At 46.1% G+C, this 14,893-nt stretch carries 16 protein-coding genes; 11 read left to right on the forward strand and 5 right to left on the reverse strand.

The annotated features are described in order from the left end of the window. The first annotated feature begins 7 nt into the window (after positions 1-7). The 8 genes from VLG36_01465 (at position 8) to VLG36_01500 (ending at position 7,612) form a co-directional block, all read left to right on the forward strand. On the forward strand, positions 8-385 hold the full coding sequence (locus VLG36_01465) for a metallopeptidase family protein (protein HSW77449.1): 378 nt from the start codon (positions 8-10) through the stop codon (positions 383-385). A gap of 121 nt (positions 386-506) precedes the next feature. Beyond that, positions 507-1,820 carry a hypothetical protein gene (locus tag VLG36_01470; protein ID HSW77450.1) on the forward strand — a complete coding sequence of 438 codons (1,314 nt, stop codon included), beginning with the start codon at positions 507-509 and terminating at the stop codon, positions 1,818-1,820. A gap of 72 nt (positions 1,821-1,892) precedes the next feature. Beyond that, positions 1,893-2,789 carry a CAP domain-containing protein gene (locus tag VLG36_01475; GenBank protein HSW77451.1) on the forward strand — a complete coding sequence of 299 codons (897 nt, stop codon included), beginning with the start codon at positions 1,893-1,895 and terminating at the stop codon, positions 2,787-2,789. A 12-nt stretch (positions 2,790-2,801) separates the two neighbouring features. Then, positions 2,802-3,629, forward strand: coding sequence for a sugar phosphate nucleotidyltransferase (locus VLG36_01480; GenBank protein ID HSW77452.1), 828 nt, complete (start codon positions 2,802-2,804; stop codon positions 3,627-3,629). Positions 3,630-3,695: 66 nt separating this feature from the next. After that, on the forward strand, positions 3,696-4,004 hold the full coding sequence (rplU, locus tag VLG36_01485) for a 50S ribosomal protein L21 (protein HSW77453.1): 309 nt from the start codon (positions 3,696-3,698) through the stop codon (positions 4,002-4,004). A 72-nt stretch (positions 4,005-4,076) separates the two neighbouring features. After that, a complete protein-coding gene (locus tag VLG36_01490) occupies positions 4,077-5,876 on the forward strand; it encodes an ABC transporter ATP-binding protein (GenBank protein HSW77454.1) in 1,800 nt (599 codons plus the stop codon). A gap of 50 nt (positions 5,877-5,926) precedes the next feature. Further along, positions 5,927-6,691 (forward strand): ParA family protein, encoded by a 765-nt coding sequence (locus VLG36_01495; GenBank protein HSW77455.1) that lies wholly within the window; start codon positions 5,927-5,929, stop codon positions 6,689-6,691. Between the two features lie 27 nt (positions 6,692-6,718). Beyond that, positions 6,719-7,612 (forward strand): ParB/RepB/Spo0J family partition protein, encoded by an 894-nt coding sequence (locus VLG36_01500; protein HSW77456.1) that lies wholly within the window; start codon positions 6,719-6,721, stop codon positions 7,610-7,612. A gap of 36 nt (positions 7,613-7,648) precedes the next feature. Here VLG36_01500 and lepB read toward each other — a convergent pair whose 3' ends face one another. Continuing rightward, entirely contained in the window at positions 7,649-8,260 is a 612-nt protein-coding gene (gene lepB, locus VLG36_01505) for a signal peptidase I (GenBank protein ID HSW77457.1), read from the reverse strand. A gap of 102 nt (positions 8,261-8,362) precedes the next feature. Here lepB and VLG36_01510 point away from each other — a divergent pair, with 102 nt between their 5' ends. The 3 genes from VLG36_01510 to VLG36_01520 are packed head-to-tail and all read left to right on the forward strand — an operon-like array spanning position 8,363 to position 12,094. Next, positions 8,363-10,024 (forward strand): LCP family protein, encoded by a 1,662-nt coding sequence (locus VLG36_01510; protein ID HSW77458.1) that lies wholly within the window; start codon positions 8,363-8,365, stop codon positions 10,022-10,024. Positions 10,025-10,048: 24 nt separating this feature from the next. Then, positions 10,049-10,828 carry a hypothetical protein gene (locus VLG36_01515; protein ID HSW77459.1) on the forward strand — a complete coding sequence of 260 codons (780 nt, stop codon included), beginning with the start codon at positions 10,049-10,051 and terminating at the stop codon, positions 10,826-10,828. A gap of 36 nt (positions 10,829-10,864) precedes the next feature. Next, positions 10,865-12,094: a trypsin-like peptidase domain-containing protein gene (locus VLG36_01520; protein HSW77460.1), complete on the forward strand. Its 1,230-nt coding sequence runs from the start codon at positions 10,865-10,867 to the stop codon at positions 12,092-12,094. Here the strand turns inward: VLG36_01520 and prmC are convergent. The 4 genes from prmC to VLG36_01540 form a co-directional block, all read right to left on the reverse strand. Continuing rightward, complete coding sequence (gene prmC / locus VLG36_01525) at positions 12,091-12,945, reverse strand: peptide chain release factor N(5)-glutamine methyltransferase (GenBank protein ID HSW77461.1); 855 nt, start codon at positions 12,943-12,945, stop codon at positions 12,091-12,093. The genes VLG36_01520 and prmC overlap by 4 nt on opposite strands. Continuing rightward, a complete protein-coding gene (gene prfA / locus VLG36_01530; GenBank protein ID HSW77462.1) occupies positions 12,908-13,978 on the reverse strand; it encodes a peptide chain release factor 1 in 1,071 nt (356 codons plus the stop codon). Before prfA ends, prmC begins: the two co-directional genes overlap by 38 nt. A 3-nt stretch (positions 13,979-13,981) precedes the next feature. Then, positions 13,982-14,308: a hypothetical protein gene (locus VLG36_01535; protein HSW77463.1), complete on the reverse strand. Its 327-nt coding sequence runs from the start codon at positions 14,306-14,308 to the stop codon at positions 13,982-13,984. Between the two features lie 80 nt (positions 14,309-14,388). Next, on the reverse strand, positions 14,389-14,709 hold the full coding sequence (locus tag VLG36_01540) for a type B 50S ribosomal protein L31 (GenBank protein HSW77464.1): 321 nt from the start codon (positions 14,707-14,709) through the stop codon (positions 14,389-14,391). Positions 14,710-14,893: the final 184 nt, after the last annotated feature.

Below are 14,893 nucleotides of genomic sequence, written 5' to 3' on the forward strand. Positions count from 1 at the left end.
TTGTAGTATGCATTTATCCGACGAAGCATTCGACCATCTTATCTCACAGGCAATGGATGAGCTGCCTCAAAAGTATATTGAAGGTCTCGATAACGTTGTCGTTACATATGCAGATGAGCCAACCGAAGAACAAAAACAAAAGTACCATCTCGACGAACACCATATACTGTTAGGTCTTTACGAAGGCATTCCCTTAACGCAACGTGGCAATAATTATACATTTGTGTTGCCGGATAAAATTACGTTGTTCAAACATTCTATTCTTGCCGTCGTACACGACGAGGCGGGACTTTTTGAACAAATTAAGCGAACACTGTGGCATGAAATAGCTCACTATTATGGCCTTAATCATGATCGCATCCACGCTATTCAGAGACACACGTAAAGCGTAAAAATTTTTACGCTTATTTGAGGTGTGCTAAACTTAGAGTATATGTGAGCGTCATGAGACATGCACATGTGGAGGATAAATGGGGTTACAACTACGGCGCAGATCATCTGCATCCGTGTACATCATTGGTATTCTAGTTGGCGTGGCTGCGTTTGTGTCGCAACCGCTATATAACTTAGTTTCGTCGCAAGTTGCGAACGCGGCCACTGTGTCTCTTAGCACACCACAACTCTTGTCTCCTACAGATAATGCAATCGTAAACGGCACGACGATCACGAGTGAGTGGCAGTCAGTAACAGATGCAACAAATTATATTTACGAAAGCTACAACGATGCTGCAGCAACAAGCATGCGACATACGGCGACCTACGCCACAACGAGCACAACAGAGACGAATGTGACTGATGGTACGGTTTTTTGGTGGCGAGTCAAGGCAGTAGCGACGAGCGGTGCTGAAAGCGACTGGAGCCCGCTCTGGAAGGTGACTGTCGATAATTCGGCTCCCGTCGTTACGATGTCCGGCGACAAGCCAGTTGTAGGTTCAACGTTTAATCTCTCGGCAACGGCAACCGATGTAAGCGGCGTTGGAGGTTGTCAATATCAGATTTTTGACAGTACTGGCGCCGTGGTTCTACCAGCTGACGGAAGCAAGGTTTCGTTCGCTTGTGACGGTTCGGTGACTCCAGTTGATGTCAGTGGTTTTGCAAGTGGAGATTATACGGTAAAGATATGGAGCGTGGATATGCTTGGTAATGCGAGTGTTCAAAATGCGGCACAGCAAACGTTTACGGTAGACCATATCGCGCCTGTTGCAACGGTCGCTATTATGAGTACTGCAAACCCAATGGCGAGCACAGACATAAAGCTTGCGGGTACGGTAGATAATTCTGATCTGCAGTCATTCAAGCTTTATGTTGATGGAGTCGAAGCCGCTGATCTTATAAAAAATATTGACAGTGTGGGTAGTTGGGCCTACACACTAAGCGGTGGACTTGCGCAAGGTTCGCATACTCTTCTAGTTGTCGCCATAGATAGCCACGGGAATGCGAGTACTAAGATATCGTCACCAGACTCCTTTGTATCAGTAAGTGTGAGCGCCTATATTCCCCCCGTCGGTAGTGGTAACGTGGCACCGCTTACGTTGACGCAAACACTGCCGCAGCTGGTAGCGCCGCCCCAGACAGTTACCATTGTGCCGGCGGTACCAATAACGCCCGCTGGTCAAAACGACCAAGCGGTATTAGGTGCGAAAACATCTAAAGATGATAGCAACGCCAACGTGGCCGCGACGCCGTCGGTTGTCGCACCAAGTGAAACTGGCTGGAAATTACTAGGAATAGCCTGGTACTGGTGGCTACTGGCATTAGCGATAGGGGTAGGTTCTATGTGGACGACTTCGGCGCTAAAAAGCCGTCGCCAAACTGCTTAAGCTACGCATAATATACATATAAAACCAGACTCTCGCTTTTTTAGCAAAAGTTGTTTATACTTTGGGACAAGGGTGAAGACAAAGAAGAAAAACACACAAGTCACGCGGCTTCAAAAATGGCTCCGGCACCATCTTAAAATGGCGCTCGTACCACATGGAGCCAATCAATATAGACCGCATCTCATTCGCCGTCACAGTTTATTACTCGTGGCGGTTCTTGTTTTTATTATGCAGGTTAGCTTGAGTTTTTCAGCCAACGGTACAGTTCTTGGCGCGCAACAACCAATTACACCGAACGATCTTTTAAGTGAAACAAATCAGCAACGCTCGAGTAACAATCTTCAGTCACTAAAGCTAAGCGACGCGCTGTCTAGAGCGGCATTCATGAAGGCACAGGACATGTTCAAGCAGCAGTACTGGGCGCATACCGCGCCGGACGGTAAAACACCATGGTATTGGTTTAATGAAGTAGGTTACAACTATGCCTATGCGGGTGAAAATTTGGCTAAAGATTTTTCTACGGCTGGCGCAGTGACAACTGCCTGGATGGCTTCGCCAGATCATCGGGCTAACATCTTAGACGCACACTATACCGAGATGGGGATTGCAACTGTAGATGGTTCACTTGAAGGTCGACCAACAACACTTGTTGTGGTGCTTTATGGAGAGCCAGTTGCAACGCTTGCCGCAGCTTCTGCTCAACCGTCACTAAAGGCCTCAACCAGTGGTTCGATTAGTATTATGACCCGAGTTGCCATGATGGCAGAATCACTTACGCCTGCTGCAGTCATGGTTTTGATAGTTTTGACGATCATGGCTGGTGTGGCGTTGTTGACACAAGCTAGTCGTAATAAATTACCAAAGATGTTCCGCACAACATGGTATCGTCACCACGGTGCATACAAGTTCGTTAGTATCATTTCGCTTGCTGTTGTGTTTATAAGTTTGTACAGCGGCGGCCAGATCTAGTATCCTAGAGTAATGAAGATTTCAAAAGCCGTTATTCCAGTTGCAGGATGGGGCACACGCCGCCTACCGATTACCAAAGCAATTGAAAAATGTATGTTGCCAATCGGAAACCGTCCGCTTGTTGATTATGTGGTGCAAGATTGCATTGCCGCGGGTATCACTGATATCTACTTTGTGGTAAGTGAGTGGATGACGCAGTTACAAGCGTACTACAGCGATAACGGTGTGCTGGATGCGTATCTTATCGGCAACGGCAAAGAGGGGATGCTGTCACTTGTACGACCACCGCAGAATGTATCATTCCATTTTATTGTGCAAAATACCAACGGCAAATACGGTACCGCTATCCCGGTCAGTCTGGTTATGCCCAAACTCGAGGTAGGTGAGTCTGTCGTAGTACTGATGGGCGATGATTTTATATATAATGCCGATGGAAGTAGTGAAGTGCGCCGTTTGCTTGATGCAACACCAGAAGGTGGAAACGCCATGCTCGGAGTGAATGTTCCACGTGGTGCAGTGAGCCACTACGGTGTGCTTGACCTTAACGAGCGTCATGAGTTTGTTCGGATTGTCGAAAAGCCACGACCAGAGGATGCACCAAGCACGCTCATTAACGTCAGTAAGTACGTGTTGAACTACGATGTTATGAAGGCAATCACGAGTTATTCGGCAGTACCGATTTCAGGTGAATATTATATTACTGAACCAATTAACCAATACGTTGCTACTGGCGGAAGCGTGGTGGTTGTTCCGGCGCATGGTCAATATCTTGATGGCGGAAGTGTTGAGGGTTGGTTACATGCCAATAATATCGTACACGGAACGTCAGCAGCTCAGTAACTGTTGCTAAACAAGCGCTCATCTGTTACAATGAGCAAGATTGATTAATAATTTTAAAGGATATCTATGACAAAAGCAGTCGTTAAGATCGGTGGCAAACAGTTTATTGTTGCCGAAAAAGAGACCCTACTGGTGGACCTCCTCCAGGAAGGCACTAAAGAGCTCACCTTAGACGCACTGTTGGTTATTGACGGAGATACAACCACCGTCGGCGCACCAGCGGTAAAGGGTGTAAAAGTAACCGCCAAGGTAGTTGAAGAACTAGTAAAGGGCGATAAAGTCCGTGCCATTCGCTACAAGGCAAAAAAGCGTGTTCACAAAGAAATGGGACACCGCCAAAAATACTCAAAGATCGAAATCGTTTCTATTAAATAGAACATCAATAGTTTCTCGGTTTTAGGGTATGGTGGTAACCCGCAAGATATAATCCTAAAATCGAGAAACCTCATGAAAACAATTGAATCCAAGAAGCGTTTTGCTTCGCTACGGGCATATGTCCGTTTTATAGCTACATTTAAGGGCCGCTTCATTGCGGTTTTTAGCCTTTTCGTCATTTCAAGTGTATTACTTGCCGTCTTGCCAGTATTTATTGGTGAGTTTGTTGCAACATTGAGTACTCAGCCAGTCTCAAAAAATACGTTATATTGGCTGGTTGGTATTCTGATTGCTATCAGTGTTGGCCATGACGTGCTTTGGCGCAGTGCGGAGCTGTTTTTCCGTAAGCTTATCAACGCAAAAGGCTATGAGTTTGAGAATATCGTTTTCCAGGCTGTTATGAGCAAGCCGTATCCTTATTTTATTGATAAATTTACCGGTAAAATAAGTAGCTATGTTGCACTAATAGGGCGTGAGTTCAGGGATTTTATTAATAATCTTTGCTACCAGTATGCTGATTTGCTCGTAAAACTGCCGATTATTGCGGGTATTATGTTTAGTGTTAATGTGACTACGGGTGTAGTCTTTGTGGTCTCGATTGTCATAATGTTTGTTGCGGGTCGCAAACTTGTTGGTCGTGCGGTAAGTACTGAACGTGATCTTACAGACATTGGTGCAAACCTTGATGGGTATTCCATTGATGTTATTAGCAACTTTGTAAGTGTTAAGGCATTTCGTCGCGAGCGATCGGAGTTTAACGAAATCGTAAAGCGGCGTAAGGAAGTGGCCGATGCGTCAAGCCGAGCATTTTTTTGGAGTATCGTCTTCTGGGGTGCAATGAGCCTTATGGTGCGATGGGTTATATGGCCGGCAACGATCTTACTTAATGTCTATCTGTTCATGCATGGACAAATAAGTGTTGCACGGATAACGACATTTATTTCGACGTTACTGATTTTCTCTGACTATATTTGGATGGTCATCTGGAACGTGTCACAGTTTACGATAAAACTCGGACGCATAGAAGAGGCTTATCGGTACCTATTTGGTGATAGTAACGTAACGACAGAGCATTTTAACGGGCAACACCAGTTAAAAAAACACGATATGCTCGTGTTTGATAAAAGCTTGAGTTTTAAAAATCTGACGTTTTCATACCCGGACAAACCGGAGCGTGAGATTTTGAGTTCGATTGATCTGACGATTAAGAAAAATGAGAAGGTTGGTATTGTAGGTGCAAGTGGAAGTGGCAAGACGACTCTTATTAAATTACTACTTGGCTATTACGAATTACCTACTGAAATGGTTGAGATCGATGGCCAGCCTGTCGACAATCGACAATTAGTTGATTTGATCGCCTATGTACCACAGGATACGCCACTGTTTCATCGCTCGATTCGCGAAAATATCGCGTATGGTTCAGATAAAGACGCAACTCAAGAGGAAATTGAACGGGCAGCAAGCCGAGCTCATGCCCATGAGTTTATAACTCAGACCTCTGGTGGCTACGAGGCTCTTGTTGGTGAACGCGGCATTAAGCTCTCGATGGGCCAGCGCCAACGTGTCGCTATTGCGCGGGCATTTCTCGACGACAAGCCGCTCCTTATTTTAGATGAGGCAACCAGCGCGCTTGATAGCGAGTCCGAAGTGCTTGTGCAGGAAGCGTTAGAACGTCTTTGGAACGACAGAACGGTCATTGCAATCGCCCACCGCCTATCAACTCTGCGCCATATGGATAGGATTATTGTTATGGACGGAGGTCGACTCATTGAACAGGGAACACATAAACAGCTCCTTGAGAGAAAAGGCCGCTACTATCGTCTATGGCAGCACCAGAGCGGAAATGTGTTGGTAGAAGAAGAAACCGATTAAATTCCTTCGTGCTCATGCTACAATAGGGTAAAAGAGGGAAGTAATAAACAGTGACGACAGTCATTTCGGTAACCAATCAAAAAGGTGGTGTAGGCAAGACGACCAGTGCGGTCAATATTGCATACTATTTGGCAAAGCAGGGTAAGAAGACACTGTTGATTGATTTTGATCCCCAGGGAAACGCTACGAGCGGCCTAGGGATCAATAAGCAGTCGCTTGAGGCTACTATGAGCGATGTTATTTTAGAGACAACGCAGTTGGTTGATATTATCATAGCGACCGATCATAAAAACCTGTATCTTGCACCAACTACGCCGCAACTTGCAAATACAGAAGTAGAGCTGGCTCAGGCAAATCGTCGTTTTACACGGCTTAAAAACGCGATCGGAACTTTACCGCAGAGCTATGATTTTATTTTGATCGACAGTCCACCGAGCCTTAGCTTGTTAACTGTGAACGGGCTGATTGCAGCACAGTATGTGCTTCTCCCCGTACAGGCAGAGTTCTATGCACTTGAAGGACTCGGACAGTTACTTGAGACAATGAAACTCGTACGAAAGAGTATGAACCCTACGCTCGATCTCATCGGTGTTTTGCCAACAATGGTAGATGGCCGTACGACTCTTAGCGGTCAGGTGCACGAGGAGATTAAAAAGCACTTTCCTGGCAAAGTATTTAAGACGACAATTCCACGTAACATCCGTCTTGCAGAGGCTCCAAGCCACGGCTTGCCGGTGGGCGCATACGATAAGTTCTCTAAGGGCGCGAGGGCCTACAAGGCAGTTACCAAAGAACTTATAGAGCGGGCTAGTTAGATAGAGAAATAAGATGGAGGGAGTAACATGGGCGTGAAAAAAGGTTTGGGGCGCGGATTTGACGCATTGATCCCAACGGAACTTCTGGACGAATCGTTTGATCCAACGGCAGCCCAGGACGATCGCGTCAGCGAACTACGTAATATTAAAATTACGGAGATTTCTGCTGATCCTGATCAGCCACGTCGTGCTTTTGACGAGGTTGCCCTTGAGGAGCTTGCTGCTTCCATCACTGAACATGGCATTTTGCAACCAATTGTGGTGACACCACAAAAAAATGGCTACCAGATTGTAGCCGGTGAACGTCGGTATCGCGCGGCTAAGATGGCGGGTCTTGATAAGATGCCAGCTCTCGTACGCACCTTGTCTAACCAGCACAAGCTAGAACTTTCATTGATTGAAAACCTACAGCGCCGCGACCTTAATCCTCTCGAGACAGCCACGGCATATCTCAAGTTACGCGACCAGTTTAATCTTACGCTTGATGAGATTGGTCAACGTGTTGGCGGCAAATCGGTGAGTGCCATTAGTAATACCTTGCGTCTTTTGCGCTTGCCAGAATCTGTACGTGAAGCGCTACTTGATGGTCGCCTTCGTGAGGGTCAGGCTCGTCCGCTGATTAACCTTGATGCAGATGTGATTGAAGAAATTTTGCCACGTATCCTTAAAGAGGAGTGGAGCGCACGTAAGATAGAGCAGTTTATCGTGCAGATTAAAAAAGCTGCTAAGTCGCCAATTGAGAATGAGCAGCGCCAAAAAGTGGCGGCTATGCCATATGAAGATGAAACGAATCGGCTTGTTAAACGCTTCTCAACTGATGTGAGCGTGAAGACAAATGCTAAGGGCGCTGGCCAAATCGTTATTAGATTCAAGAGCGATCTTGACTTTAAGCGTATCAAGAAACTTCTAGGCGATAGCTGATAGTCCTTTATACTTTATGAAATTGATAGTCCGGTTCTAGAAGAACCGGACTTTTGTAAATGGGTAGATCCGCATATTTACGGGTCCAACTACATCGTAAAAGGGAATAAGTCCTAGACCGCTTCGTGAGTCGTATGAATAATCACCTTCGCGGTGGTCACCTGAAACGAATAGCGTACCGTCGGTTACGACCGTATCAACATTGCCACTGGTTGGCGAACCGGGATGGCTCGTAGTGTCGTTTGCCTGAGCTTTATCTGGTTGAAAACCATTGGGGTTTTGCTGATTATAAACCGTTAGGACGCCGTCTTTTACGACGACTCGCTCACCCGGGAAGGCAATAACACGTTTTACAATAAATTCATCGCCAGTACCGGCATTGTATTGTGGGTTTTTAAATACGATAATTTGTCCGCGGTTTGGAATGTATGTTTTGTTTTGTAATTGTGCCCATGTAACAGGTAGGCGATTAACGATGAGGCGATCGCCAGTATATAGCGTAGTCTCCATACTGGGACCAAGTACATTAAAGCTACGAAAAACGTATGTATTAATAAGAAGTGTGCCAATTAGTACGCAGACGATAAAGATAAGGATATTGAGTGCATCCTTAAAAAGAGGGTGGCGCTGCATAAATGTGGCTTCCATTAGACTAACTATACACCTTTTCGTGGCCTCTGTAAAAGCAAAACAGTTATGATTTTTAGGTTCAAAAAATGACACGGATCATATATAGTAAGTGAAGTATTTATGAGACAGCAACGACATTCACTAGACGGATTTGTTCCGCGTCGCCCTGGTGGCACGGAGCGTCGCATTGGCAAGCCATCAGATGAACTTCCATCTCGTTTTATGAGTGTTCATAAAGATGGTGATGCGCCAAAAGACCAATTGGCTATTCCTGGCCGCGCCGAACTGGGCGTTGCTCGAGACGATATAACGAGCTCGCTAAGCGGTATTGACATGAACGACATGCCGCCGCAGAAGGGCAAGCGTGGTCGTAAAGTTAAGAAGCCTAAGAGTAAAAAACGCCGTATCATCAAGTGGACTATTATTGTCATCCTTTTGGCTATTCTAAGTCTTGGAGGCTTTTTGGTATATAAAGCATTACATGCTGGGGGTAATATCTTCCAGGGAAGTATCCTTGATATCATTCAAAATCAGCCACTTAGGCAGGATGCCAATGGTCGGAGCAATATTCTCATTTTGGGAACATCTGAAGATGACCCAGGACATGGTGGCGCGTACCTGACTGACTCTATGATGGTTATGAGTATCGACCAGAACAAGAAAATCGTAGACATGTATAGTATTCCGCGTGATCTCTATGTAAAGTACGGCATGGCTTGCAACAGTGGTTACGAAGGCAAGATCAACGAGTATTATAGTTGTAGTAACACCGACATGACGAGTCCATCTGCTGAACAGGATCGTCTTACAAAGACACGTCAATTTATCGGCAACATCTTTGGCATGGATATCCAGTACGCCGTCCACGTTAATAACACTGTGATTAAAGCAGCTGTAGACGCCGTAGGTGGGGTTGATGTTGATATTGAAGGTGACGGTTCGGTGCCGGCTGGTGTGCAACCTGGTAGTATTCTTGATCGTAACTTTGACTGGCGCTGTAGCTACAAGTGTTTCTATGTAAAATATAGTCCGGGCGTTCAACATCTGGACGGTATCCACGCATTATTCCTTGCCGAGGCTCGTGGTGATAGTGCTCCAACATACGGGCTTGCAAAATCTAACCCTGATCGTGAAATTAATCAGCAAAAAATCATCGTTGCCTTGAAGCAAAAAGCCGTCAGTACTGGCACGTTCGCTGATCCCACTAAGGTTTCTAGTTTACTAGATGCGCTGGGCGACAATTTACGAACGAACTTCCAAACAAAAGAAATTCGCACACTTATGAAGCTTGGAAGTGATGTTAAACCAGAGAACATCAACCGTATTAGTCTTGATGCTGGCGATAATTCGCTATTTACGGATAGTAATTATGGTGGGGCGAGTGTCGTTGTACCTTCTGCCGGTGAGTTTGATTACTCAGCAGTTCAGGCTTTCTTGAAGCAAAAACTCAGCAGTGATCCTGTTACTCGTGAAGGTGCAAATGTCGAAGTTCTTAATGGATCGGGTGTTGCTGGTGTTGCACAGACTCAAGCTAGTAAACTCACAAGTGCAGGCTTTATCGTCGGTAACGTTGATACAGCTCCAGCGGGGAATTACGACGCAGTCGAGATTTACCAAATTGGTGACGGCATGACCGCTACAAAAGCAAAACTAGAATCAACCTTTGGCGTAAAGACTAAGACGTCAGCTCCTCCTGTAACCGTTCCATCTGGTGTAAACTTTGTGGTCATCTTTGGCAAAGATCCATCTGCTGCCTCTAGCTCATCGACCAATGCTGGTTAGATGATGTATAATAGGCACTAGATTATGGAGCTTTTACGATTACCAAACAAACGCTCGCTTTTTAGTGAGATCATCTATGTCGGATTAAACCTTGCACTTGCCGCGGCTATTCTGGGAGTTGTATGGGCGATAGAAACACCTTGGGTAGCTTTCCTTCTTATACTTTTAAGTAAGTGGCGCGTTCTTGCAGTGAGGCCCCGCTATTGGTTTGCCAACCTACAGTCTAACATTGTCGACATTATTGTAGGTCTTAGTATCGTGGTGTTGTTGTATGCTGCAAATGGCGCACTCGTCGTACAAGTCCTTATTGCGCTTCTGTATGCATTTTGGTTGCTGTTTATTAAGCCACGTTCCAAGAGATCATTTGTCGCTGTACAAGCGGGTGCCGCAACCTTTTTAGGCGTCACAGCCCTCATGACTGTATCGTATGGTTGGTGGTCGTCACTTGTTGTGCTACTTATGTGGGTGATAGGATACAGCGCAGCTCGTCACGTACTTGGTAGCTATGAAGAAGCGCACGTCTCATTCTATAGCCTTGCATGGGGACTTATATTTGCTGAACTTGGTTGGTTGTTTTACCACTGGACGTTCGCATATAGCATTCCCGGTGCGGGTGGTGTAAAACTGCCACAGGGAGCACTCATTACGATTGCCCTCAGTTTTGTGGCCGAGCGGGCCTATGCTAGTTACGAAAAGCATGGCTCTGTTCACTCGAACGATATGATCATGCCTCTACTATTATCAGTCAGCGTCATTCTTATTTTGGTTGTTTTCTTTAATACGGTAAATGTTGGCGCAGTTTAAGCATTGATTCAGTTTAGGAGGGTAGGCTAAAAGGTGATGGAAGAGAACGATACAAAACACAAAGAACAAGAAACGGTAGTGTCTGTGACACCTAAGGCGCATGCAACAGAATCAGTAGTGGTCGCACGAAAACGATCACCTCGTAAGCTCATCGCCATTATTATCGTTCTTATTATCGCACTGTGTATTATCGCAGGTATCGTTGGTGCGAAAATCTATTCGTACGTTGCTGGTAATCAGGCATCTAATGTAGCGCAACACCAAACAGTTGCTAATGATGGAAATAAGCCAGTGACACAAGAAGAGACGGATATTGCTAATGTTGTTAGTAAGGTTTCGCCAAGTGTGGTTTCAATCCTTACTACATCGCCAAGTACTTCATCAGACTATGCCACTCAGGAAAGTGCTGGAACGGGCATCATTATTAGCAAAGATGGTTACATCCTGACGAACAAGCATGTGATTGATGGTGCTACAACGGTGAGTATCGCGCTTTCTGACGGTACTACATATGACAACGTACAAGTGCTTGGCAGTGACCCGCTCAATGACGTAGCATTCCTGAAAGTACCTAACGTGAATAATCTGACACCAGCAGAACTTGGAGATTCTTCGACTATTCAAGTAGGTCAAAAGGTCATAGCAATTGGAAACTCACTCGGCCAGTATCAGAATACGGTTACGAGCGGAATTATTTCGGGAACCGGCCGTCCTATCTCTGCACAATCTGGTAGTACGGTTGAAAATCTGACGGACCTTATCCAGACAGATGCCGCAATTAACCCTGGCAACTCAGGTGGTCCGCTTCTCAACCTAAGCGGTCAGGTCATCGGTATTAATACGGCAATCATTCAGGACGCCCAGGGTATCGGATTCTCGATTCCGGTTGATGCCACCAAGGGAATCATGAAGGGTGTGCTAGCCGGTAAAGGCGTGCACCGTGCCTTTCTCGGCGTGAACTATATTCCTATTGCTGCCGACGTTGCAAAGCACTATAACTTATCAGTTAAGCAAGGCGGCTATGTCTTTAATGGTGATAGCAAGACGGCTGTTGTAAGTGGTGGTCCGGCAGATAGAGCTGGTATTAAAGATAAAGACATTATTACCAAAGTTGGTAGTATAGGTGTTGGGGCACGTGGCGATGTATCAAGCCTTGTAGCGGAATATGCACCTGGTGATACAATTCAGCTGACAATCCTACGCGGTGACCAGACGCTTACCGTTAACGTAACTCTTTCTGAGTATACGGGAAACAGCGGAAGCTAAAGTTTTTCTAACACGATAATAAACCCGCGCTTTGCCCGTACGGCAAAGCCGCGGGTTTTTGCGTAGGTACTGATTGCTGCATGTTGACGAGGATCAGCCTCAAGAAATACAAGACCATTCGCGGTAATGCGCGGGGAAGCCTCGTCGATCAATTTATAAATCAGAGCAAGGCCATCGTTATCAGCAAATAAGGCAAGAGCCGGTTCGTAGTTGGTTTCGGGCGAACGCTCCCATTCCGGATCAACGTAAGGCAAGTTGGCGATAATGATGTCGGGGGAGAATGGGTAATCAGTCAAAAGATCACTCAAGATAGGTGTGACCTCGGCTTTTAGAGCTTTTGCATTTGACTTTGCAACATTAAGCGCATGGTTGCTGATATCGCAAATAGTAATGTCGAGTTCTGGATGTTCGAGCTTGGCAGTTATACCGAGGCAGCCACTACCAGTTCCGATATCTACCAGCCGCTTTGGTATGTCGTGAATAAGTGAAAAGGCTGGTGGCAAAAGTTCATCTAGCAAAGTAATAATCGTTTCCGAATCGGGGCGGGGAATTAGTGTTGCCGGGGTTACTTTGAATGGTCGACCATAAAATTCTTTATGACCTATGATGTAGGCTACTGGTGTACGATCAAGCCGTAGTTCTATGCGAGCATCAGCAATCTCGAGGTTTCTGGACTCAAGCTGCTCATCGTCGTGAGCATGCAGATACGTCCGACTTTTACGAAGGGTATGGGCTAAAATGATTTCAGCATCAAGGCGAGGTGTCGGAATGCCCGCGTTTTTGAGACGGGCGGCGGCTGCTAACAGCCAGTCTTTAATTACTTGCGTTTTTAGCAGCGAGTTCTCGTTCATAACTTTGTAGGTGCTCTATTAGGTCATCAATTTGGCCGTTCATTGCAGCGGGAATATTACTGCGCGAGTATCCGATACGGTGATCTGTAATGCGATCCTGAGGAAAGTTATAGGTGCGGATTTTTTCGCTGCGGTCGCCTGAGCCAATGAGGCTGCGGCGTTCGGCGGCAAGCTTAGACTGTTCAGCGTCGATTTTTTGCTGCAGGAGACGAGCTCGAAGAACACCCATAGCTTTCTCTTTGTTTTTAATTTGTGATTTTTCATCCTGGTTAGTTACAACCATGCCACTTGGAATGTGGGTAATACGTACCGCGGAGTCGGTTGTATTGACCGACTGCCCGCCATGGCCGCTGGCGCGGTAAATATCTATGCGCAGATCGTTTGGATTAATTTCGATATCTGTCTCTTCGGCCTCGGGTAGGACTGCCACGGTAACCGTACTGGTGTGGATACGCCCCTGAGATTCGGTTGACGGTACGCGCTGAACGCGGTGCACACCAGATTCGAACTTAAGTTGCGCATAGGGCGAATCGCCGCTAATTTTAAAGACAACTTCTTTATAGCCACCCGTGTCGTTGGCACTTTCGCTTATGAGTTCTGTTTTTAGACTATGCATTTCGCAGTAGCGCAAATACATACGGTAGAGCTCGGCGGCAAATAAACTAGCTTCATCGCCGCCCGCACCAGCACGGATCTCTATAATGACGTTCTTCTCGTCGTTAGGGTCTTTTGGTGCCAGTTTTATAAACAGGTCGTCCTCAAGCTTGGCGAGTTTTGCTTCGTCCTCGCTAATTTCCATTTTAGCGAGCTCTGCAAGCTCATCGTTACCATTTGCTAACTCGCGCGCCTCTACCAGGTGAGCTTCAAGCGTTTGACGCTCAATGGCGAGTGCTAAAATCCCGTCCAGTTCGGTAAAACGCCGGTTTTTTGCAGAAAATTCCGGGTCATTGTATGCACTTGGCGATGCCAAAAAATCAGCCAATTTGGCTTTTTCGGCTTGGAGGTCTGGGATATTGAGGGTAATACTTGGCATAATTTACTGCTTTTTCTGGGTTGCTAAAAGGACGATTCCAATGATAAGCGCGGGAAGCCAGGTTAAAACTCCCACGGTACCTGTGAGGAAGAGAAGTACGTTAAGGCCGGTTGTAAGCGCTGACTGGCTACCGAACAGTTCGCTGTCGGTTGAAGAATTTCCGGCAAAAACAAAGTTCATCAACGCATATATAATAACCGTTACGATAATAAGTGCCGTAGGTGTGACAAGCAAGGTTATGCCAGCGATCTTGCGCCCGTTACGCTTTTTTGATGGTTCGAGCGGCTGTGGTACTGGCGGATTGTACTGGTCTTGCTGTGGTTGCATCATCTTCCTTTGGTTATCTTCTCTTATATTGTAACAAAAAGAGACCTCTTTATCAGTAGTGAGGTCTCCTTAAGGTAAAAACGCTAGTTTTCGGTTTTTTTACTTTTGAGGGCGTTAAGCTTTTTAGCCTTAGACGCAAGTTGTTCCTTGCGAGCTTCAGCGGCAGCAAAACGAGCCTTAAAGCGGTCGACACGACCTTCGGTGTCGATGATCTTTTCTTCGCCCGTAAAGAATGGGTGAGAAGCTGATGAGATGTGGACTTTAACGAGTGGGTATTCGTTGCCATCTTCCCATTTAATAGTTTCGTTGGTTTGCGCTGTACTTTGTGTAAGGAAGGCAAACCCAGCCACGTCGTCGCTAAATACGACCGGGCGGTAGTTAGTTGGGTGTATACTGCTTTTCATATCCCGACTATTGTATCTGTTTTTGGGGGAAAAGTCAAAGGGTAATGCTTGGTGCAAACGAGTTGGTAATGGAGTGGGTAAATAATTTGTGCGGATGTTTATAAAAACAAAAAAACTACGCATTTTAGAGCATAGCTTACGAATATTCGGGGTACTGCTTCGGGCGACCGCTCACTGCCTTGTC

Source organism: Candidatus Chromulinivoraceae bacterium (assembly GCA_035478595.1).
In the GTDB taxonomy this organism is placed as follows: domain Bacteria; phylum Patescibacteriota; class Saccharimonadia; order Saccharimonadales; family Saccharimonadaceae; genus CAMLKC01.

Bases quoted from the DNA above. Each gene is read 5' to 3' on its own strand.
- VLG36_01480 (HSW77452.1), top strand. From the start codon at position 2,802: ATGAAGATTTCAAAAGCCGTTATTCCAGTTGCAGGATGGGGCACACGC.
- prfA (HSW77462.1), bottom strand. From the start codon at position 13,978: ATGCCAAGTATTACCCTCAATATCCCAGACCTCCAAGCCGAAAAAGCC.
- lepB (HSW77457.1), bottom strand. From the start codon at position 8,260: ATGGAAGCCACATTTATGCAGCGCCACCCTCTTTTTAAGGATGCACTC.
- VLG36_01500 (HSW77456.1), top strand. From the start codon at position 6,719: ATGGGCGTGAAAAAAGGTTTGGGGCGCGGATTTGACGCATTGATCCCA.
- VLG36_01540 (HSW77464.1), bottom strand. From the start codon at position 14,709: ATGAAAAGCAGTATACACCCAACTAACTACCGCCCGGTCGTATTTAGC.
- VLG36_01510 (HSW77458.1), top strand. From the start codon at position 8,363: ATGAGACAGCAACGACATTCACTAGACGGATTTGTTCCGCGTCGCCCT.
- VLG36_01520 (HSW77460.1), top strand. From the start codon at position 10,865: ATGGAAGAGAACGATACAAAACACAAAGAACAAGAAACGGTAGTGTCT.
- VLG36_01515 (HSW77459.1), top strand. From the start codon at position 10,049: ATGGAGCTTTTACGATTACCAAACAAACGCTCGCTTTTTAGTGAGATC.
- prmC (HSW77461.1), bottom strand. From the start codon at position 12,945: ATGAACGAGAACTCGCTGCTAAAAACGCAAGTAATTAAAGACTGGCTG.
- VLG36_01535 (HSW77463.1), bottom strand. From the start codon at position 14,308: ATGATGCAACCACAGCAAGACCAGTACAATCCGCCAGTACCACAGCCG.
- VLG36_01465 (HSW77449.1), top strand. From the start codon at position 8: ATGCATTTATCCGACGAAGCATTCGACCATCTTATCTCACAGGCAATG.
- VLG36_01490 (HSW77454.1), top strand. From the start codon at position 4,077: ATGAAAACAATTGAATCCAAGAAGCGTTTTGCTTCGCTACGGGCATAT.
- rplU (HSW77453.1), top strand. From the start codon at position 3,696: ATGACAAAAGCAGTCGTTAAGATCGGTGGCAAACAGTTTATTGTTGCC.